The following is a 22,248-nucleotide window of genomic DNA, read 5'->3' on the forward strand; positions in this document are numbered from 1 at the left end:
GGGTGGGTGAGCGCGGCCAGCGCTGTCGCGAACACCAGGTACGGGGTGACGCCCGCACGGCTGGCGAGCGCGCGGACGCCGCCGGCGAGGTCGGGGGCGAGCAGGTCGGTGTGCCGGCCCGCCTCCACGTCGTCCGCCGTGGCCGGCGCGGCCCGGTCCGGCAGCGGTGCGCGGGCGGCGGGGCGGCCGGCGACGTCCCGCCAGAGCTCGGCGAGCTCGGCTCGGTCGCGGCTGTCCCACCAGGCACGTTCGTCGTGGCAGTAGTCGGCGAAGCCGTACGTCGCGGCCGCGGGCTCGGTGGTGTCGCCGGCGAGCACGCGGTCGTAGCGGTCGGCGAGGTCGGTGAGGAACACGGTGAGCGACCAGCCGTCGCACACGATGTGGTCGATGGTGACGAACAGCCCCCAGTCCTGCTCGCCCAGCCGAGCGAGCAGCGCGCGGAACGGGAGGTCCTGGCGGAGGTCGGCGACGACGTCGGCCTCGTCGGCGACGAGCCGGTCGAAGATCTCCTCGCCGAACTCGGCGACCGGCCCACGCAGGTCGACGCGGTCGAGGGTGAAGTCGGCCGAGGGCCGCGCGGTCCAGGTGAGCTCGCCGCCGTCGGTGGCGAACCGGGCGAGCAGCACGGGGTGCGCGGCGAGCACGGCGCGCAGCGCGGTCTCCAGCGCGTCCTCGTCGAGCTCGCCGCGCAGGCGCAGCACCCCGGGCATGTTGTAGGTGGGGCGGTCGGGGTCGATCTCGTGGAGGAACCAGAACCGTTGCTGCGCCGCGCTCGCCGGCACCGGTCGGGTCGGGTCGGCCGGCGCGGTGGCCGAGGCGGCACGGGTGGCGGTGGCCGGGTCGGCTGCGCGGACGGCGGCGACGAAGTCGCGCAGGCGCGGGTTGGCGAACACGGCGTCGACGACCAGCCGCACACCGAGGCGGGCGTTGATCCGGTCGATCATGGCGAGTGCGAGCAGGGAGTGGCCGCCCAGCTGGAAGAAGCTGTCGTCCCAGCCGAGGGTCTCGCGGTCGAGGAGCCCGGCCCACAGGGACCGAACGGTCACGGCGAGCGGGTCGTCGAGGTCGCTCGCGGTGGCGCCGGTGGTCTCCGGCGCGGTGAAGGTGAGCGACCGGTAGTCGACCTTGCCGTTCTTGGACCTGGGCAGGCGTGGCAGCGCGGCCAGGATGGTCGGGATCATGTGCCGGGGCAGGTGTTCGGCGAGCACGGCGCGGAACCGCTCGTCGTCGGCGAGGTCCAGCACGGTGGCCGCGCCGTCCTCCGTCACCGGCGCGTCCGGCAGGGCGACGTAGCCGACGAGCGACGCGCCGGCCGGTCCGGTGTGGACCTTGACGGCGGCCTCGACGACGCCGGAACAGTCCCGCAGCGCGGCCTCGACCTCGCCGGCCTCGATGCGCTGGCCACGGATCTTGATCTGGGTGTCGGCGCGGCCGAGGAAGTCGATGTTGCCGTGGGCGTCGGCGCGGCCGAGGTCGCCGGTGCGGTAGAGCCGCCCGCCGGGCGTGGTCGCGTACGGGTCCGGCACGAACATCTCGGCGGTGCGCCGGGGGTTGCCGCGGTAGCCGCGGCCGACCGCGCCGCCGCCCACGTGCAGGATGCCGACGACCCCCGGCGGCACCGGGACCAGGTTCTCGTCGAGCACGAACACCGAGGTGTTGGCGAGCGGCACGCCGACGGAGGTGGTCATCGGGCCGTCGGGGCCGTCGGCGCAGAGCCCGGCGGTGACGTCGTCGGTGCACTCGGCGGGCCCGTAGGCGTTGTGCACGGGGATGCCGGGCAGCTCCCGAACGCACCGGCGCAGCACGTCGGGGGTGAGCGCCTCGCCGGTGGAGAGCATCACGCGCAGGTCGCCCGGGTCGTCGGCGAGCCCGGCGTCGAGCAGCGCGACGATGTTGGACGGCACCAGCTCGAGCATGGTGACGCCGCCGTCCACGGTGGCGCGCAGCAGGCTCGCCGGCGACTGGGAGTCGGGCTCTGGCACGATCCGCACCCGGCCGCCGAGCATCAGCGGGGTCAGCAGCTGCCACACGGAGATGTCGAACGACACGGGCGCGGTCTGCGCGACGCAGTCGGCCTCGGTGAGACCGAAGTGCTCGGCCAGCTGCCACATGTGGTTGGTGACGCCGTAGTTGGTGGAAACGGCGGCCTTCGGCACCCCGGTGGAGCCCGAGGTGTGGATGATCGTCGACGCGGCGTGGTCGTGGCAGAGCCGGGGCGGGCGGGTCGTGCTGTGCCCGGACGCGAGCTCGGCGAGGTCGATAACCTCGCGGTCGCCGAACAGGTGGCGGCCGGACGGGCTCGCGACGATCGCAGCGGGCTCGACGGCGGCGACCATCGCCTCGGCGCGCCGCGGCGCCTCCCTGGGGCTGATGGGCACGTACGCGCCGTCGGCCTTGTGGATGGCGAGCAGCGCGACGAGGTAGTCGACGGACCGGTCACCGCTCATCACGACGTTCCGGTCGGTGCGCACGCCGAGGGCGCGAAGCCGCGCGGCGGCGTGGTTGGCGCGCGCGTCCAGTTCGGCGTAGGTGAGCGTGCGCGTGCCGTCGTCGACCGCGACGACGTCCGGCGCCCGGTCCACCATGCGCTCGAAGGAGTCCAGGTAGTTCTCCCGGCGGGGCACGTCGGGGCCGATGCCGCGGGCGACGAGCGCGGCGACCTCCTCGGAGTCGAGGAGCGGCAGGCCGCGCACAGGTGTCGCGGGCGCCGTGGCGATCGCGGTGAGCAGCGCGAGGTAGGTGGTGGCCACCTGCTCGGCCTGCTCCCGGGACACCGCGGCCGGGTCGTACTGGAGCTGGAGGTCCAGCCGGTCACCGCGGACGGCGACGTTCATCCCGAGGTCGGACTGCGTGGTGTGGTCGGGCACGGGGTGGCCGTGCAGGGTCACTTCACCGCACGGCAAGGCGGTGTCCGCGTCCCCCATGACGACGCCCGCGACGGCGGCGCCACCGGGCAGCGCCGCCGTGTAGCAGGTGAACATGGCCTGGAAGATCGTGGCCGTCGCGGTGTCGCGGTCCGGGTTGCGTAGCCGGATGATGTCCGACAGTGGCAGGTCGGCGTGGTCGAGCACGTCGAGGACGTGGTCGTGGGTGGCGGCGGCGAACTCGGCGAACGGCGTTTCCGGGCGGTAGCCGGACCGCACCGGCACGACGTTGACCAGGTAGCCGACCCACTCGGCGAGACGCGGGTCGGTGCGGCCCGCGGTCGGGACGCCGACGAGCAGGTCGGGCTGGCCGGTGAGCCGGTGCAGCGACACCTGGTAGGCGGCGAGCAGGACGTTGTGCACGGTGAGGCCGTGGGCACGGGCGAACCGGGTGAGCGCGGCGGCGAGGTCGGCGCCGGCGTGGCAGGTGAGCGCCTCGTGGGGTGCGCTGGGGTCGGGCTCCCCCACGTTCGGCAGCGCGAGGGTGGGCAGCTCGCCGGCGAGCTCCGCGCGCCAGAAGTCCGCGAGGGCGGCGCCGCGCTCCCGCACCGTGGCGCGCTCGACCTCGGCCGGCGCCACGGCGGGCCGGGCGGCGGGCGGGTCGCCGGCGAGCTCGGCGGCGAGGTCGGCGACGACGATCGCGTAGGACGACACGTCGCACACGATGTGGTGCATGGACAGCACGAACCGCCAGTCGTCGTCGCGGCGCAGCAGCGCGGCACACAGCGGTGGGCGGCGTTCGAGGGGGAACGGCCGGGTGGCGAACGCGCGGTACCAGCCGGCGTCCCGCTCGGCGTCCCAGCCGCGGGCGTCGACCACCTCGACCTCGATCTCGGACACGCGCAGCGGTTCGGCGTGCGGGAGGCCGTCGCGGTTGGTGACGGCCAGCCGCAGGCTCGGGTGGCGGGCGGTGACTGCGGTCAGCGCGGCGCGGAACGCGGCCGGGTCGACGGTCCCGGTGACGCGGAACGCCCTGGTGACGTTGTAGTCGCCGCGGTCGGGGCCGGCCCGGTGCAGGAACCACAGCGCGCGCTGGGCCGAGGTGAGCTCGTAGCCGTCGCTCCCGCCGGAGTGCGGCGCGGCCGCCGGTGCGGCCGAGATGGTCGCGGCGAAGTCTGCGACGGAGTCCGCGCGCAGGGTGGCGGTCGGCGGGAGCCCGACGCCGAGCGCGTCCTGGACGTCGTGGCGCAGCCGGGCGGCGGCGAGCGAGTCGGCGCCGAGCTCGACGAGTGAGGAGGTGCTGGCCGGCGGCGCGGGCAAGCCGAGGACGGCACCGATGTGGGCGCACAGCGCCGCGCTGAGCGCGGCGGTGCGGTCGGCTCCGGTCCGGCCGGCGAACCCGGTGTCCGCCAGGTGCTCGGCAAGCGAGGACGTGCGGGTGGTCAGCGTGTCGGCGTGCAGGACGGGGAGCACCCCGTCGCGGTGCCGTCGCCGGGCGGCGAAGCGCTGGATCTTGCCGCTGGAGGTCTTGGTGACGGTGCCGGGCGGGACGAGCAGCACGGTGTGCGCGGTGACCCCGTGGACGCGGGCGAGGGTGGCGCGGATGCGGGCGGCGATGGCGGCGTGGCGCTCCGGTGCGGAGTCGGCCCGCACCTCCTGGCACACCACGACGGCCTCGTCACCGTCGTGGTCGACGCCGAACACGGCGGTGCGGCCGGGCCGTACACCGGGATCGCAGGTACCGGCGTCGGCTTCCAGGTCCTCGGGGTGGATGTTGTGGCCGCGCTGGACGATCAGGTCCTTGCTCCGACCGACCACGAACAGCGCGCCGCCATCCAGGAAGCCGAGGTCTCCGGTGCGCAGGAACGGCCGGCCGTCGACGCGGACGCCGAACGTGCCGGAGGAGTCGGTGTCCCAGTAGCCCGCGCCGTTGCTGGCGCCGGACACAGCGATCTCGCCGACCGTGCCGGCACGGAGGTCGGCGCCGGTCTCCTGGTCGAGCACCCGGATCTCGGTGTGGTCGGGCAGGCGGTAGGCGACCAGCTCGCGGCCGTCCTTCGCGGGAGTGGGGGCGCCGGTGGCCAGGGAGTCGGTGTCGAACACGCGGGAGCCGTCCGGCGCGACGGTGGTGACGAGGAGCGTGGCCTCGGCGAGGCCGTAGCACGGCAGGTGCGCCTCGTGCCGGAAGCCGGTGTCGCGGAAGGCCTCGGTGAACGCGCGGAGCGTGCGCGGGTAGACCTGCGCGGCGCCGTTGAACGCCACGCGCCAGTGCGACAGGTCGAGCCCCGCCTTCTCCTCGTCGGTGACCTTGCGGACGCACAGGTCGTAGGCGAAGTTGGGGCCGCCGCTGACGTCGGCGCGCTCGGCGCTGACCACCTCCAGCCAGCTCGCGGGCCGGCGCACGAACGACAGCGGGTCGAGGATGACTCCCTTGCCGCCGGTGTAGAGGGGTTGGAGCATGGCGCCGATCAGGCCCATGTCGTGGTGCAGCGGCAGCCAGCTCACGATCGTGGAGTCCCGCGTGACGCCGAAGGACCGGCGGATGGCGGCCTCGTTGTGCAGCAGGGCGCCGTGGGTGACGACGACGCCACGCGGGGCGCTGGTGGACCCGGACGTGTACTGGAGGAACGCCACGTCGGCCGCGTCGGTCACCGGCAGCCCGGCCCCGTCGTCGTCGCACGTGGCGGTGTCGGTGGCGGTGAGGTCCATCCGGTCGAGCAGGAGCCAGTCGGCCGCCTCGGCGAACGCCCGCAGGTCCGGGTCGTCGCTCGCGAGCGCGAGGTCGTGCACGAACGACAGGGACGCGACGAGGCTGACGTCGCAGTCGCGGGCGACGGTGAGCACACGGCGGCGGGCACCCTCGTCCATCGGTAGTGGCACCGGCACGGCGACGACGCCCGCGGCGAGGCAACCCAGGAACGCGGGCGCGAACTCGTGCGCGGTCGGGAACAGCAGCAGCACACGGGCACCGGGCCGCACCCGCGTGGCGAGCACCCGGGCGAGAGCCACGGTCCGGGCGCGCAGGCCGGCGTAGGTGAGGTCGACGCGGGCCCCGTCGAGGTGTGCCGGCGCGAACGAGAGCGCGACCTTGGCCGGGTCGCGGTAGGCGTGCGCGGCGACCAGCGCGGTGAGTCCACCCGGGACGAGGTCGGTCATGGCGTTCCCCTCATGCCCGGTCGGTCCAGTGGAAGCGGACGGCGGCCTCACTCGCGCCGAACATCAGGCGCGGGTCCAGCAGTCGGGTCCCGGCGCGGTCGACGGCGAAGTCCACCGTGGTCTCGAGCAGGCGGCGCAGCGCGATGCGCAGCTCCATGCGGGCGAGCGGCGCGCCGAGGCAGAAGTGGATGCCGTGGCCGAGCGCGATGTGCGGGTTGGGCGTGCGTTCGATGTCGAAGGTGTCGGGGTGGGCGAACACGCGGGGATCCCGGTTGGCGGCCGCGAACCACACCGTGACGGACCGGCCGGCGGGGATCTCGTGCCCGGCGACGACCACGTCCCTGGTGGTCTTGCGCGCCACTCTGGTGGTCTGGGACCGGTAGCGCATGATCTCCTCGATGGCCGGTTCGAGCAGCTCTGGCCGGGCGCGCAGCGCGACGAGCGCGTCACGATGGGCGTCGAGCACGATGATCGCGTTCACGAGCGTGAGCGTGGCGGCCTGTCCGGTGGACATGAGCAGCGCGATGAGACCGGCGATCTCGACGTCGCCGAGCCGTTCACCTTCCACCTGGGACGCGATCAGGCCGCTGGTGAGGTCGTCCGCCGGGTGCTCGCGGCGCCGGCCGATGAACTGGTGCAGGTAGGCCTCGGCGAGCTGGGTGTTGGTGAGCACCTTCTGCAGCCCGTTCTGCTCGACGCTCGGGTCGGCGAGCGCGAGCAGGTCGGCGGACCACTGGCGGAACAGCCGGTGACCCTTGCCGGGGATGCCGAGCATGCGGGCGATGACGGTGGCGACGACGGGCGAGGCGAAGCCCTCCACATAGGACACCTCGGGCCGGCCGCGGATCTGGCCGAGGAACGTCTCGACCGTCTCCCGGATCATCGGCTCGAGGCCGGCGACGTAACGGGCCGTGAAGACCTGGTTGACGAGCGCGCGGAGCTGCCGGTGGCGGGGCGGGTCCATCCAGGACAGGTTGCCGGCGCGGTACAGCTTCATCGGCGAGTCGGCGGGCAACGGCCGCACGACGGCGTTGGAGAACGAGCCGTGGTCGGCGAGGACCTCCTTGACCTCCTGGTAGCCGAAGACGTGCCAGCCGCCGTCCGGGTCGCGCTGCACCGGGTCGTGCTCGCAGCGCTCGCGCAGCCAGGCGGTCAGCGCGCGCTCGTCGGCGGGCGGCGGTGTCCACACGGTGGTCGTCACGCGGTGTCTCCCTGAGGTCACGAGGTCGGCACGTGCAGCAGCCCCGACGGGAATCCGCCCGAGGGCGTGAGGTGGTCGGCGACCCAGCTGTCCGCGTAGACGGTCTCGGCGTAGGGCTCGCCGCGGTCGGCGCAGAGGAACGCGACGACCGGCTCCGGCCCGGCCCGGTCACCGCGGTCGCCGAAGTGGCGGGTGATGGCGGCGTACACGCAGCCGGTGGAGCCGCCCGCGTAGATGCCGTGTTCGCGCAGCAGCGCCCGGCACCCGGCCACCTCGTCCACTTCGGACAGAACGATCACCTCGCTGATGCGCGCGGTGTCGACCAGCGGCGGCCGGATGCTGGACCCGATGCCGGGGATCCGCCGCCGCGCGGGAGGCGACCCGAAGATGGCCGAGCCCTCGACGTCGACGGCGACGACCGTGGTCTCCGGGTTGGCGACCCGCACCCGCCGGGACAGGCCGTTGATGGTGGCGCCGGTGCCGACGCCGACGAACAGGTAGTCGATCCGGCCGAGGTCGGCGAGGAGCTCCCCCGCGGTCAGCTCGTAGTGCCCCTGCCCACCGTCCGGGTTGGTGTACTGGTCGGGCCAGTACACGTCCGGGAGCTCCTCGCGCAGCCGGGCGACGCGGGCGAGCCTGCTGAGCAGGTAGCCGCCCGCGTCGTCGGGTTCGGTCACCTTCTCCACCCGCGCACACAGCCGCCGCAGCGTGTGTTCGGTCGCGGCGTTGACGTTCGTGTCGAGCACCGGGACGAACCGCACGCCGAGCTCGTTGAGGAACGTGGCGAGCGCGAGCGCGAAGTTGCCGGACGAGGACTCGACGACCGTCGTGTCGCGGGTGATCTCCCCGCGCCGTACAGCCTCACGCAGGATCCAGATCGCGGCGCGGTCCTTCGCGCTGCCGGTCCGGTTCTCCGACTCCATCTTGGCGTAGAGCCGGATGCCGCGGTGCGGCAGGCGGACGACCCTGGCCCTCGGGAGCGCGCGTAGCAACGCGTCCACTCGCTCGAGCAACGGCCTGTCGATCCGGATCACCCGCTTCTTCGTGTCTCGCGCGTACCTGCCGCTCCCCTGCGCTCACCGGGCGCAGACGCGGAATCCCATGTCGTAGCAGCAGTACTCGGGCAGGTTGTAGATCCGCACCCACGCCTTGCAGCCACGCGGATCGCAGTTGTTGTAGAACGAGGCGCCGCGGATGACACCGAGCTCGATCGAGCCCACCCTCGTCTTGATCACCCGCGGCGGCTTGTTCTCGTCGAACGGGTAACGGTGGTAGCCGTTGGCCATGACCTCCCACACGTTGCCCACGATGTCCTCCACCCCGTACGGCCCCGCGGCCTTCGGGTAGGCGCCGACGGGGGTGGTGTCGCCGACGTTCATCGTGTGGTTGCACAGTTGCGGGGTCGGCTCCTCCTCACCCCAGGCGTAGGTCCGGCGGTCGGTGCCGCGGGCCGCCTTCTCCCACTCGGCCTCGTTGGGCAGGCGGGTGCCCGACCACTCGGTGTACGCGACGCAGTCGAGGTAGCTCACGTGCACGACGGGGTGGTCGTCCTTGCCGTCCACCGTGGAGCCCGGTCCGTGCGGGGCGCGCCAGGTGGCGCCCTCGATCTCCTTCCACAGGTGGTCCTGGTCGGGAACGATGACCGTGGGATCACCGACCCACACCCAGCTCTTGCCGACCTGCTCGGCCGTGGTGACGTGACCGGTCTCGGCCACGAACCGGGCGAACTCGCGCACGGTCACCAGGTGGCGGCCGATCTGGAACTCGGGCACGTCGACGGTGTGCGCCGGCGCGGCGGCCAGCGGCTTGCCGTCCTCGCGGGTCTCGTCGGAGCCCATGATGAACGGCCCACCCGGGATGGTGACCCAGTAGTCCGCGGGGAAGGTCACGGGGGACATGACGTCGGCCGTCGTCGTCTCGGTCACGAGTTCTCCTTCTGAGGTGCGGACGCGACGGGCGCGGGGGCACGAGTGATCTCCTCGGCCGTGCGCAGTCGCAGTACGGGTCCGGTGAGCAGGATGGTGGCGCCGAGGGTGGAGATCACGGCACCGGTGAAGATCGTCGCCGGCACGCCGACGAGCGTGGCGAGCCCACCGCCCGCGAGATACCCGAAGGGCTCCGGGCCCTGGAAGGTCATGCGCATGGTGGCGTGCACGCGGCCCTGGAGCTCGTCCGGCGTGATCTTCTGGCGGTAGGTGAGCTGGTTGACGTCGTAGAAGGCGTTGGTGGCCCCCGCGACGGCGTTGATTCCGGCGAGGACGACGAACGCGAAGCCCAGCATGGCGAGCGGCGTGAGCAACTCGATGCCCATGCCGAGCAGGATCGAGAACGCCATGGTGCGGCCGAACCCGAGCACGGCGGTCACCTTCGGCAGCAGCACCGCGCCGATGGTGAACGAGACCCCGGTGACCGCGAGCACGAAGCCGACCTGGGCGGGCGGCAGGTGCAGCGAGTTGTAGAGGAAGACGAGGTACACGGCCTGGATGATGGCCTGACCGAAGTCGACGACCGCGTTGGTGATGGCGATGCGGGCGAGCACCGGCGTGCGCCGGACGTACACGAGACCCTCGCCGATCTCGGTGAACAGGAGCTTGAGGCGCAGCCTCGGGCGTTCCCGCTTGGGCTCCTCGGTGCGCACGAGCGCGATGGCGAGCGCGGACGCGAGGTAGGAGACGGCACCGAGGACGAGGGTCCGGGCGGGGGCGAGCGCCTGGATCAGCAGGCCGCCGACGCTCGGGCCCGCGGTCTGTGCGACCGACGCGGTGCCGCTGAGCTTCGCGTTGGCGGACAGCAGGTCCCGCTCGGCGACCACGTGCGGCACGTAGGACATGTGCGTGATGTCGAAGAACACCGTGCACGTGCCGACGAGGAAGGCGGTGACGTACACGATCCACATCTCGTGCGCGCCGGCCAGGTACGTGATCGCGAGCATGCCGATGACAGCGGCCCGCCCGACGTCGCAGGCGACGAGCACGGTCTTGCGCGGCAGCCGGTCGGCGAGCGGACCGACGGGCAGGGAGAACAGGGTGAACGGGATGACGCCGAGCGCGCCGACGACGCTGGCCTCGAACGGGGTCGCGTCGTAGACGAGGATCGCCAGCGTCGGGATCGCCAGCAGGGAGATCTCGGAGCCGAACTGGCTCACGCCCTGCCCGATCCACAGCTTCAGGAAGTTGGACCGGGACCGGGCGAGCCGTGCCGGGTCGGTCCGCTCGCCGCTCACGACTCCCCCTCGCAGGCTCGGTCGAGCCGCTCGCGGTCGCCCTGTGTTTGATGGTTCGCTCCGCAAGCTCCGCTCATGAGGCCGCTCCCGGTGCGGGCGCGCACTGCCCGTCGAGGTAGTAGCGCCAGACCGTGGACAGCGGCGCGCTGCCGCAGCGGATCAGGCGGTCGTGGAAGGCTTTCAGGTCGGCCTCCGTGTCCCCGACGCCGGCGAGGACGCGCCACCGCCCCAAGCACAGACGGCCGAGGGTGTACATGGCGCCGGTGGGGTCGGCGACGACGACGAGCACCTCGCGCGTGGCGCGTTCCGCCGACCACCCGCACAGCGTGGCCACCGTGGTCACCGCGTCGCCGAACCTCCACCGTCCACTGTGGATGGAAAGGAAGGCGAGTGACCGGGCGGCGGCCTCGAGCTGGAAGCGGAGTGCGGCGACCTCCACGAGCGGGCGGCCGTCGGCGAGACCCCGTTCGACGGCGAGCGCCTCTGCGTAGTGGGCCCAACCCTCGGTGGCGCCGGGGAACCACGGCACGCAGCGGCGGATGACGCTCGCGGTCGGCGGAGTGGCCTCGTAGTGCAGGTAGTGGCCCGGGAACACCTCGTGCACCGCGATCATCTCGAGCATGGGCTCGTTGAGGTAGTCGCGGAGCACACGGCTCTCGCGCGTGTCACGCGGTTCCGGCACCTGCAGGATGTGCGGCTGCGGCACCACCTCCAGGGGTCCGCCGATGTCGAACACGACTTCGGCGGAGCTCGCGGACTCGCGGGCCCGACGGATCTCCAGCCCATTCCTGCTGCTGATCGTGACGACGTCCTGGTCGGCCCAGAACATCCGCAGCCGGTCGACGATCCGTTCCAGGGTGTCCACCACCGGGCCGTCCGGGACTTGCTCGCTCATCAGTTCGTAGGCCTGGCGCCGGTCCCCGGCGCCGAGCCTCGTGGCGAGCTCGTCGAGCCGGGCGACGATCCGGCGCACCTCGACATCGGTTTCGTCGAGGAGCTCGTCGACGGGCCGGTCGACACCTTCGGCTGCCATGAGGTAGCCGGCGAGCCGGTCGGGGCCGAACACCGCGCTGGCTGGTGCGGTGGCCGCCACGGCGTCGGCGAACCGGGTGCACGCCGCGCTCGCGTCGTCGGCGAGACCAGTGAGACGGCCGCCGGCGAGCTCGGGGCGTTCGGTCACGAGCTGGCCGGCCAGGTCGCGGATGCCCGCGGCGCGGGCCCTGGCGTTCTCGATGCCGCTGATCCGCTCCCCGGCGGGCAGCCTGGATCCAAGCGTGCCGGCGGCCGAGTCGAGAAACGACGGGATGCCGGCGAGATGTTGTTCGAGCGCGGCGAGCCGGTCGGCGAACGGCGCGTGGTTCCCGCGCAGGTACAGTGAGACGTCGGTCTCCGCGAGCCATCCGTTCGGGCCCCGGTGGACCCGGCCGAGGTCGGCGATGCCGAACCGTTCGTCGGTGAGCACCTGGACCGCGACGCCGAGGTCGGCGCGCAGCTCGGGATCGGCGTCGGCGGGCAGGGCATCGAGCCCGGCCGACGCGGCGGTGAGCATTCTGTCCATCTCGGACAGATCAGGGGGCTCGATGGTGGGCAGTCTGCCATCGAGATCGTGCCTGCCCGCCCGCCTTCCCACCTGTGGATAACGCTCGAAAACGTGCTCGACCACGCCGGCAACGGAATCCATGACTTCGGCCGTCAGGTCACTCCGCACCGCTCCGCTCGACTGAGTCGACAAGTAAAGAACTCCAGATTCAACAAAAAAGGCACGCACGGAGCCGACATGAAAAGAGAAGAAACGAAAATGTTTAGCGTCCGGGCGTGTTATGCCCCGTCAGCCGCGGGCCTGGGTGCGAGTGGCTGCTCGTCTTCGTCCTCGCCGTAGATCACGTCGTCGTCGAGGTTGGCGAGCATGTTGCGCAGCTCCTCCGGCGACATGGCCTTGAGTTCGTCGGCGTCCACGAGCTGCGAGAGAACCATGCGACTTCCTTGGGTGGCAAACGAACCGGAGTTCTCCGAGTTCGCGGCGCGGTCGAGGGCCTCACGAACGCTCTTGGGCCGCATGTCGGTCCAGACCCGCTCGATGTGGTCGAGGCATTCGTTCCTGGGCCGGGCGACACCGACCGCAGTCCACCCGTCCGGCAGATCGCGACCCTCCGGCCAGATCGAATACTGTTCCTCCGAATTCACGACCACGAAATATTTTGCGTTGTCGTCATCGAACACCCGTGCAGCCCTTCATGCATAGCCACGACGCCACAACATGGATGTAACCCGTAGCTCATCCTAGTCGGGGGATTACTGGCCGTTACCTCCCTTTACGGTACGGCCACAAAGTACGAATCACGTCCCCTCAGCGAGATTGACCCACAAGCTAGAGCGGCCGGTGGACACTGTCAAGACTCTCCACAATGGTCCGACGACAAGACCTTCCACAGTGGCCTCGGACGCCTGTCGCACCTACCACAGATTGCCTCACAGCTGCCAGGAAATGCCGGAAAAGAAGTCCGTCATGACCGACCTGAGCCTGACCGGATCCGGTTCATGCGCCTGACCTTCGAGTACCAGGCCGTTGGCACCGGGCACCGCGTCGACGATCGCCTCCGAGGCGCGCAGGTAGAAGTCCGGCGGCATCTCCCCCATACCCAGCCGGGCGTTCGCGGGCACGCTGCCGGTCAACACCAGCGTGGGCTGGGAAATCGTCGCCAGGCGTGCGACGGGCGGCACTCCGTCGCCGGTGCTCGCCGCCTCGTACGCGAGCAGGTGCGCCACGCTGGCCAGGCCGGCCCAGTTCGGCGAGTTGCGCGCGGACGCAACCAGAGCGTCGTTCGCGCCGGAGAACCGCATGAACAGTTCCAGCGCGTCCCCCTCGCGCCCTTCCGCGAGCGCGACCCAGAGCCCCTCCACATAGTTCTGCCAGCGGGAAGCGGTGTCCTCCGTGGCACAGTAGGGAACCTCGTACACGACGACCCGGTCGACCGGGACACCTGCCGCGGCCGCCTCGAGCACCAGCGCACCGCCGGAGGAGATGCCCAGCAGGCACACCGGTTCCCCGGTGTCCGCGCCGCGCGCCACCTCGACGATCGCGGCGATGTCCTCGACCTCCCGTTCCTGGTCATAGGGCAGGGTGTTGCCGCTGTCGCCCCGGCCGCGCCGGTCGTAGACGTATACCGTGTGCCGCGCGGCGAGCGCGTTCGCCAGCGGTGCATAATCCGATCGGCCTACAATGCCGGCGCCGGTGAGTATGACGACCGGACCAGTCCCCGTGGTCTCGTAGGCGATCTCCGTGCCGTCCTTGGACACGACCTTGTTCATGCATTCCTCACTCAAACTGCTCGAAATCGACGCGACGCCACGCGATCGGCACGCGCTGTGTGGTGATGGACAGGATGGTGGGAGACCTGGAAGCCTGTGCCGATGGCTTCGCTGGGCTCCCGCTTCTGGAAACTATGGACGGCGTCGACGTTGTCGAACCTCGCCGACGGCCTGTACCGTGTCGCGCTTCCGCTGATCGCGGTGCAGTACACGCGCTCACCGTTCCTCGTTTCCCTGGTCACCATGCTCGCGTTCCTGCCGTGGTTGGTGGTATCGCTGCCCGCCGGCGCGCTCACCGACCGGCTGGACCGGCGCCGCATCCTGGTGAGCGCCAGCGTGTTGCGCGGCATCGCGCTCGGCGTGTTCGCCGCGGCGATGGTGATCGATGTGGATAGCTACTGGATGCTCTGTGTCCTCGCGTTGCTCCTCGGGGTCGCTGAGGTGTTCTTCGAGGGCACGGCGCAGGCGACGCTGCCCATGATGGTGCCGGACGAGCAGTTGAACAAGGCGAACTCGCGTCTGTTCGCGGCCCGCCAGGTGTCCGAGACGTTCGTCGGCCAGGCCGGCGGCGGCATGCTGTTCGCGGTGGCCGCGGTGGCCGCGGTGTTCGCGCCGGCCGCGCTCTACGGGATCGCCGTGGTGGCCCTGGTGCTGATCAGCGGGCGTTTCGTCCCCAAGCGCGCCACGCAGACCAGGATGCGCGAGGACATCAGCGAAGGCGTGCGCTACCTGGTGAACCACCGGCTGCTGCGCACGCTGGCGCTGGTGTCCGGTGGCATGAACCTCGCCAACATCGCGTTCCACTCCGTGTTCGTCCTCTACGCTGTCGGCGCCGGCTCGGCGATGGGTCTGCCGGAGTACGCGTTCGGCTGGCTGCTGACGGCGACCGCGGTCGGGGCGGTGATCGGCTCGCTGTTCACCGAGCGCGCGGAGAAGGCGCTCGGCCGCTCGAAGGTGCTGCTGCTGACGATCCTCGCCGCCGTGGCCGCGCAGGCCGTGCCGGCGGTGACGGCGAACGTCGCGCTGGTCGCGACGTCGTTCGTCCTGCACGGCGCGATGATGATGGTGTGGAACGTCGTGGGTGTCTCCATGCGACAGCGCATCATCCCCGAGGAGCTGATGGGCCGGGTGTCGGCGTCCGCACGGATCGTGTCGTGGGGCAGCATGCCGCTCGGCGCACTGCTCGGCGGATCGCTTGCCGAGGTGATCGGCCTGCAGGGGATGTTCGCGGTGACCGCGCTGATCAGCCTGTCGCTCCTGCTTGGACTGCGGGTGATCACCGAGCCGGAGATCACCGCGGCTGAGCGAGCCACGCGGGAACGGGCCATCGTCGACTGACGACGGGCAAGCCACACGCGAACCAAGAAGGCCAGGGCGCCGACGAACGCGGCGCCCTGGCCTCGCAATCCACGACTGGGTCAGCTGACGACGGCCTCGTTGGTGCCGTACACGACCTCGTCGTCCAACTTGGACAGCATGTCCCGCAGCTCATCAGGGTCGAGGGCCTTCAGGTCCTCGGAGTCGACGAGCTGCGAGAGCACGTGACGGAATGCTTTCATGTGCTTACCTCCAAAATGGACGAGAAATTGCGCCGCAACCCTAGCGTGTCAACACTCGACCGGGTCAAGAACTCGGGACAACGAAAGAACTGGGAGACTCGTCCAAGCGGATCCGTGCGAACTCTCCCCAACCGGCCGGTGGTCGGGTATGGTAGCCCGCGGTGTCCACAGCCTTGGGGCCAAGGGGGTTACAGGTTGCGGTGGACTGACATCCATGTGAAATCTTGCGCCCTTGCGTTGGGCCACAACGAAGATGTCGCGTCGGCGGTCGCCGACGGACGGTACGACGAGGAGCTGTCCACCGCGCACGGATACCGGTCGGTGTCCGTAGCCGACGACGTGCTCCCCGTGGACATGGCGGTGCGCGCCGTCACGCGTGCGATCGCGCGGTCCGCCGTGCGCGCCGAGGACATCGTCTTGCACGCGCACACCGGCAGCACGCCACAGGGGCCGGACGACGTGGTGCCCGCCGCCTACGTGCACGGCAGGACGCTCGCGCACCGTGCGTTCACTGTGGACGTGCGGCAGACGTGCAACGGCGCACTGGCCGCCCTGCAGCTGGCCGCCGCGTACCTGACGGCCGCGGGGCCGGGCATGGCGGCGGTGGTGACCACCGCGGACCGGCACGGGGGCCCCGGCGTCAACCGGTATCGGGCGGATCCGGGCAGCGTGGACGCTGACGGCGCGTCGGCGGTGGTGCTGTGCAACGGGCCCGGCCCGCTGCGGCTGTTGTCGACCGTGGTGCTGGGCGACGGCCGGTTCGCCGACACCGTGGCCGCGGACCCGAAGGACTTTCCCGACCGCCGCGCCTTCCTGATGGCGCAGCGCCGTGCGCTGCTGCCGATGCTGGACGCGATGGCGGCACTGGAGAAGGACAGCGTGACCCAGGCGCTCGCGGAGGCCGGCATCAAGCCGGGCGACGTGACGCGGTGGGTGTTCCCGAACATCGGCGCCAACATGGTCGACCGGGAGCTCCGCGAAGGACTCGGCATCGACGAGGCGCGGACGACCTGGGAATGGGGCCGCACGGTCGGCCACCTCGGTACCGGCAACCAGTTCGGCGGCCTGACCCACCTCACCGAGACCGGCGCCGTGCGCCCTGGGGACGTGGTCGCCCTGTGCGGCAACGGACTCGGCTTCAGCTATGGCTGCGCGGTGCTCGAGGTCGTGGCGCCGCCCCCATGGGCGGCGGAGGGAGCGGCAGGCGTGGACCAACGACAGGAGATGACGCTGTGACGACGACGGCCCAGCCCGTTCCCGTGGACGTGCGGCCTAGCCTGACCCCGGAGGAGTTCCGGGCGGAGTACGTCGGCCGCATGCCCGTGGTGATGCGCGGCGCGGTCGCGGGCATGCCGGCGGTGTCCACATGGTCGGCCGACCATCTCGGCGAGATCGCGCCGGACCAGCGGGTTCGGCTGAAGGTCGGCACGGTGTCGGAGGGACGCACGGAAATGGTGCGGCTCGCCGACTACGCGCGGGACCTGGCGACCTGGGAGGCGAGTCAGGCCACGACCGACGACCCCGGCGACCCGCCCGGGTACCTGCACGACGTGCCGCTGCTGTCGATGATCCCGGTGTTGCGTCGGGACCTCGAGCCGTTTCCCGCGGAATACGTCCCCACGTTCTTCCGGAGCGAGTGGTGGAAGTTCACCCAGTTCTTCGTCGGACCGTCGCGGGCGCTGACCCCGCTGCACTTCGACACGCTGCTCACCCACAACCTGTTCTTCCAGCTGCACGGCAGGAAGCGGTTCGTGATGGTCGCCGACGCCGAGCGGGACAAGTGCTACACGTACAACTGGCGGTGGGCGTCGGTCGACCCGGAAGCTCCGGACCTCGACCGCCATCCCGCGTTCGCCGGCGCGACGGTGATGACCTGCGACGTGGAGGCGGGCGACCTGTTCTACATGCCACCCGGCACGCTGCACAAGGTGACGTCACTGAGCTCGTCGGTGTCGTTCAACATCGACTGGCACGACCGGACGAGTGCCATCCGCGGGCTGACCGCGGTGCGGCACGGCATGCCGCTGCAGAACCTGCGCTACAACCTGCTGTTCGCGCTCGGCGTGGTCGCCAAGGTGCCGCCCAGGCTGCTGATGCCAGGTCTGCGGTCGTACTACGACTACATCTCCTAGTCCCGAACGGAACCCGTTGAACGTGTTCGAGCAGTCCGAGTCCGGTGTGCGTGGCTACAGCAGGCGCCGGCCCGACGGGTTCGCATGACCGTGCGACCCGTCCCTGGGCAGGTCGCTGAGGTCGCCGCGCGCCAGCCGCACGCCGTCGCGGTGCGCGACCGGGGACATGCGCTGACGTACGCGGAGCTGGACGAGTGGGTCGCGCGGGTGGCCGCGGACCTGACCGCTCGCGGGCTCGGACCTGGGCACGTGGTTGGGGTGTGCCTGGCGCGCGGGGTCGATCTCGTGGTGGCGTTGCTCGCGGTGTGGCGGGCCGGCGCGGCGTACCTGCCAGTCGACCCGGCGCACCCGGTGGAGCGGATCGCTTACGTGCTCGAGGACTCCGGGGCGTCGCTGGTGCTGACCGACATGGCGAGCGGGCCGGCGACCGCCTCGTCCACCGTGGACCGCATGCTGCTGGCGACCGCGCCTGGCGCGGGCCGGATGCGGTCGCTGGCGTCCCCGGCCGGGCTCGCGTACCTGATGTACACCTCCGGATCGACCGGCCGGCCGAAGGGAGTCGCGGTCCGGCACGCGGCGGTGTCGGCGACCCTGGCGGGGCTGGCGGAGCGGCCCGGAATGGGCGCTGGAGACATGCTGGTGGCCGTGACCACCGCGGCATTCGACATCTCCGTCGTGGAGCTGTTCCTGCCGTTGGTCACGGGTGGCACCGTCGTGGTCGCGGACCGGGACGACGCCACCGACCCGGCGAGGCTGGCCGGGCTGCTGGCCGGCTCCGGCGCGACGGTGCTGCAGGCGACGCCGGCGACGTGGCGGTTGCTGCTGACCGGCGGGTGGTCACCGCCGCCGGGCTTCCGGGTGTGGTGCGGGGGCGAGTCGATGCCTCCGGATCTCGCCGCGCGCCTGTCCCGCACGGGGGTTCCGGTGTGGGACCTGTACGGGCCGACCGAGACGACGATCTGGTCGGCGGTCTCCCGGCTGGGCCGGGACGGCACGCTGACGGACTGGGCGGAGCTGCCGGGTGAGCGGGTGACGGTTCTCGGCGAGGACCTGGCGCCGGCCGCGTCGGGTCGCGTCGGGGACGTGTACATCGCCGGGTGCGGGCTCGCGGACGGGTACGCGGGTCAGCCGGGGTTGACCGCGACCCGGTTCGTGCCGGCGCCGGGCGGCGCGCGTCGGTACCGCACCGGGGACCTGGGCCGGGTGCTGCCGGACGGGAGGGTCGAGATCCTCGGCCGGGCCGACCACCAGGTGAAGATCAACGGGCACCGGGTGGAGCCGAGGGAGATCGAGGCGCGGCTGGTGGCGCATCCCCGGGTGCGGGCGGCGGTAGTGCATCCCAGGACCACACCGGCCGGCGGCACGCGCCTGGTCGGTTACCTGATCGGTCGCGCGGTGGCCCCCGATGAGCTGCGGGCACACCTGCGTGGCCTGCTACCGGACTACATGGTGCCGGCGGAGTTCATGTGGCTGGCAAAGTTTCCGCTCAACAGCAACGGAAAGGTCGACCGGAGCGCGTTGCCCGATCCCGCGCGCCGGTCGGCGCCGTACGTGCCGCCGCGCACCGAGGACGAGGCACCGGTGGTGCGGCTGTGCGCGGAGGCACTCGGCCTCGACACCCTCGGAACGGCCGACGACCACGTCGCGCTCGGCCTCGACTCGCTGGCGGCGGCCCGGCTGGTGTCGGCGCTTCGGGAGGCCACCGGGCAGGCGCCGTCGGTGGCGGATGTGTTGCGGGTACGGACGATCGGCGCCATCGCGGCTCTGCCGCGCCACAGTGGATCGTCTATTAGAGACAGTATGGCTGGGACGGCCACCGGTCCGCCGCTGACGACCTCGGGCCAGCGCGCGTTGTGGTTCCTGCACCAGCTCGCGCCGGACCGCGACCCGTACGTGGAGCCGTGGGCGCTGCGGCTGCGCGGACCACTCGACGTGGCTGCGCTGCGGGACCGGCTCCGGCGCGTGCTGGTGCGCCACGAGCCGTTGCGGACGCGGTTCCCGGTGGTGGACGGGGAGCCGGCACCGGTGCTCGAACCAGCTCCGGACGAGCCTCTTGCGGTGTCCACTGTGGAATCACAGCGGGCGCTGGCGGACCTGTTCGCGGCGGAGTCGAAGCGCCCGTTCGACCTGGAGCACGGACTTCCGTTCCGCGCGCGGCTCGTCCGGCTGGCCGACGACGACCACCACGTGCTGCTCGTCGTGGTCCACCACATCGCGTGCGACGGGCTGTCCTTCGACGTGCTCGCCATGGAGCTGATGGCCACATCGGACGGTCCGCTGCCGGTTCGGTTCCAGGACTTCGCGGCATGGCAACGGATGTGGCTCGCGTCGGCCGAGGCGCGTGCACAGCTCGACCACTGGCAGCGCGCGCTCGCGGGCGTGGACCGGCTGCGGTTGCCCACCGACCGGCCCCGGCCCGAGGTCCGGGACGGCGACGGGGCGACCGTGCGGTTCACCGTGCCCGCCGACCTCGTGGCGCGCCTGGACGAGCTCGCGTCCGCGCACGGTGTGACGGGCTTCGTGCTGTACCTGGCGGCGTTCCAGGCGTTGCAGACCCGGCACGCACGCGGCCGGGACGTGCTGGTCGGCACCCCGGTGTCCGGCAGGCCGCACCCCGAGCTCACCGGTCTCGTCGGGCACTTCGCGAACACGGTGGTGATCCGTACCGGCGCGGCGGGGAACCCTACGTTCGCGGAGCTCCTCGACCGCGTGCGGGTGGCGGTGCTCGACGCGCTGGACCACCAGGACGTGCCGTTCGACCGGGTGGTGGAGCGGGTCGCGCCGGACCGGGTGCTGGGCGACAACCCGCTGTTCGACGTGTCGTTCACCTACACGGTCGCGAAAGTGACGACCACACGAGTCGCGGGTGCGGCGGCACAACCGCTGCCGCTCCCCCGTCGCACCGCGAAGTTCGACCTGACACTGGACCTGGTGCGGCGCCCGGACGGATCCGTCACCGGTGAGTTCGAGTACGCGACCGACGTGTACGACCACGCGACGGTGGACCGGTTCGCGGGCCGTTTCCTGACCCTGCTGGCGTCGGTCGCGGACTCGCCGGACCGGCCGGTGTCGGACCTGCCGGTGCTCACCGACGGCGAGACGTGGGACCTGGCGGTGTTCGCCCGCGGCCCGGAGTCCGGCGCGAGCATCGCGCTGCTGCATGAGCTGGTGGAGGCGGTCACCCGTACCCGGCCGGACGCGACCGCGGTCGTCGGCGCGGATGGCGCGGCGGTCACCTTCCGCGACCTGAACGCGGCCGCGAACCGGTTGGCACGGCTCCTGGTCGCGCGCGGGGTCGTGCCGGAGGACGTCGTGGGTGTCGTGCTGCCGCGTGGTCCCGCACTGCTGACCACGCTGCTCGCGGTGCTGAAGGCGGGCGCGGCGTACCTGCCCCTGGACCCGGCCGACCCGCCGCGGCGGTGGGCCCAGCTGCTGAGCGCCGCTGCGGCCCGGCTCGTCGTGACCGCGCCGGAGCTGCCCGTGATGTCCGATGTGGACGTTCCGGTCGTGCTGGTGGACGACCCCGCGATCGCCGCCGAGCCGGGCGAGAACCTCGGTCTCGCACTGCCGGTGGGCGCGCTGGCGTACGTGATCTTCACCTCCGGGTCGACGGGTGTCCCCAAGGGAGTGCAGGTCGAGCACCGCAACGCGGTGAACTACGTGACCTGGGCGCGGGAGGAGTACCGGTCGCGTCGGGGCGCCGGCGCACCGCTGTACTCGTCGATGGCGTTCGACCTGCCGGTCACGTCGGTGTGGCCGGTGTGGGCGGCCGGGGAGCCGGTGACCTGCGGCGCGGGCGGGCGCAGCGCCGAGGACCTGGTGACGTTGGCGACCCGCGGCGGGTTCGGGCTCGTGAAGCTGACCCCGTCGCACCTGGCGGTGCTGGACCAGGCACTGGCCCCGGCCGCCGTCGCGAACGCGGCGCACCGGCTCGTCGTCGGCGGCGAGCGGTTGCACGGCCGGATGCTCGCGGCGTGGGCCCGGCACGCGCCGGACACGGTCGTGGTCAACGAGTACGGCCCGACGGAGACCACGGTCGGCTGCACGTGGTTCGCGATCCGCGCTGGGGACGTGCCCGCAGGGGTGGTGCCGATCGGCACCCCGGTCGCGAACACGACCACCCGGGTACTGGACGCGGCGCTGCGGCCGGTGCCGGTCGGCGTGTTCGGCGAGCTGTGGGTGGGCGGCGCGCAGGTAGCGCGCGGGTACCGCGGTGCGCCGGGGCAGACGGCGGAGCGGTTCGTGCCCGACCCGTACGCGGCGACGCCAGGGGCGCGGATGTACCGGACCGGTGACGTGGCCCGGTTCCGGGCGGACGGCGTGCTGGAGTACGCGGGGCGGATGGACGGCCAGCTGAAGGTGCGCGGCTACCGGATCGAGCCGGCCGAGGTGGAGGGCACGATCACCGCGCACGCGGCGGTGACGGCCGCGGCGGTGGTGGCGCCGGACGGGGTGCTCGCCGCGTACGTGACACCGCAGACCGTGGACGTGGCCGCGGTGCGCGCGGCGGTGGCGGAACGGTTGCCCGCGCACCTGGTGCCCGCCCGCTGGGTGCCGCTCGCCGTGCTCCCCCATACCCCGAGCGGCAAGGTAGACCGGGCCGCACTGCCGCAGGTGCCCCGGCAGGCTCCGGTGGTGCGGCGGGGTTCGCCGGTCGAGTCGGAGGTCTCGGCGGTGCTGGGCGAGTTGCTCGGCATCGGCCAGCCGGACCTCGGCGAGAACTTCTTCGACCTCGGCGGCGACTCGCTGCTGGCGATCAAGGCCATGAGCAGGCTCAGCGAGCGCTACCGCGTGTCGCTGACGA

13 protein-coding genes are annotated in these 22,248 nt (G+C 71.9%); 4 read left to right on the plus strand and 9 right to left on the minus strand.

The annotated features are described in order from the left end of the window. The 8 genes from ACRDTB_RS28770 to ACRDTB_RS28805 form a co-directional block, all read right to left on the minus strand. Positions 1-6,020, minus strand: a 6,020-nt coding sequence (locus tag ACRDTB_RS28770; protein ID WP_431435303.1) for an amino acid adenylation domain-containing protein, incomplete at its 3' end; no start/stop codon positions are given. A 10-nt stretch (positions 6,021-6,030) separates the two neighbouring features. Next, positions 6,031-7,221: a cytochrome P450 gene (locus ACRDTB_RS28775; RefSeq protein WP_431435304.1), complete on the minus strand. Its 1,191-nt coding sequence runs from the start codon at positions 7,219-7,221 to the stop codon at positions 6,031-6,033. Positions 7,222-7,238: 17 nt separating this feature from the next. After that, entirely contained in the window at positions 7,239-8,255 is a 1,017-nt protein-coding gene (sbnA, locus tag ACRDTB_RS28780) for a 2,3-diaminopropionate biosynthesis protein SbnA (protein ID WP_431435305.1), read from the minus strand. A 42-nt stretch (positions 8,256-8,297) separates the two neighbouring features. Next, positions 8,298-9,146, minus strand: coding sequence for a formylglycine-generating enzyme family protein (locus tag ACRDTB_RS28785; protein ID WP_431435306.1), 849 nt, complete (start codon positions 9,144-9,146; stop codon positions 8,298-8,300). Continuing rightward, positions 9,143-10,444, minus strand: coding sequence for an MFS transporter (locus tag ACRDTB_RS28790; protein ID WP_431435307.1), 1,302 nt, complete (start codon positions 10,442-10,444; stop codon positions 9,143-9,145). Before ACRDTB_RS28790 ends, ACRDTB_RS28785 begins: the two co-directional genes overlap by 4 nt. A 73-nt stretch (positions 10,445-10,517) precedes the next feature. Further along, on the minus strand, positions 10,518-12,125 hold the full coding sequence (locus tag ACRDTB_RS28795; protein WP_431435308.1) for a DUF885 family protein: 1,608 nt from the start codon (positions 12,123-12,125) through the stop codon (positions 10,518-10,520). Positions 12,126-12,262: 137 nt separating this feature from the next. Then, entirely contained in the window at positions 12,263-12,664 is a 402-nt protein-coding gene (locus ACRDTB_RS28800) for an MbtH family protein (protein WP_431435309.1), read from the minus strand. 249 nt (positions 12,665-12,913) lie between these two features. Beyond that, a complete protein-coding gene (locus tag ACRDTB_RS28805) occupies positions 12,914-13,753 on the minus strand; it encodes an alpha/beta fold hydrolase (protein WP_431435310.1) in 840 nt (279 codons plus the stop codon). Between the two features lie 102 nt (positions 13,754-13,855). Between ACRDTB_RS28805 and ACRDTB_RS28810 the strand changes: the two genes are divergently transcribed. Beyond that, positions 13,856-15,091 carry an MFS transporter gene (locus ACRDTB_RS28810; RefSeq protein ID WP_431435311.1) on the plus strand — a complete coding sequence of 412 codons (1,236 nt, stop codon included), beginning with the start codon at positions 13,856-13,858 and terminating at the stop codon, positions 15,089-15,091. A gap of 80 nt (positions 15,092-15,171) precedes the next feature. On the opposite strand, the gene ACRDTB_RS28815 is transcribed toward ACRDTB_RS28810, so the two are convergent. Continuing rightward, positions 15,172-15,312 (minus strand): hypothetical protein, encoded by a 141-nt coding sequence (locus tag ACRDTB_RS28815; RefSeq protein WP_431435312.1) that lies wholly within the window; start codon positions 15,310-15,312, stop codon positions 15,172-15,174. Positions 15,313-15,549: 237 nt separating this feature from the next. On the opposite strand from ACRDTB_RS28815, the gene ACRDTB_RS28820 reads away from it, so the two are divergent. From ACRDTB_RS28820 to ACRDTB_RS28830, 3 genes are all read left to right on the plus strand, one after another. Next, a complete protein-coding gene (locus ACRDTB_RS28820) occupies positions 15,550-16,548 on the plus strand; it encodes a ketoacyl-ACP synthase III family protein (protein ID WP_431435313.1) in 999 nt (332 codons plus the stop codon). Then, positions 16,545-17,444 carry a cupin-like domain-containing protein gene (locus tag ACRDTB_RS28825; protein ID WP_431435314.1) on the plus strand — a complete coding sequence of 300 codons (900 nt, stop codon included), beginning with the start codon at positions 16,545-16,547 and terminating at the stop codon, positions 17,442-17,444. The genes ACRDTB_RS28820 and ACRDTB_RS28825 overlap by 4 nt, the downstream gene beginning before the upstream one ends. A gap of 84 nt (positions 17,445-17,528) precedes the next feature. Next, a partial coding sequence (locus ACRDTB_RS28830) for an amino acid adenylation domain-containing protein (RefSeq protein ID WP_431435315.1) occupies positions 17,529-22,248 on the plus strand: 4,720 nt, incomplete at its 3' end.

The sequence above is a fragment of the Actinophytocola sp. genome (assembly GCF_050699935.1).
Classification (GTDB): domain Bacteria; phylum Actinomycetota; class Actinomycetes; order Mycobacteriales; family Pseudonocardiaceae; genus Actinophytocola.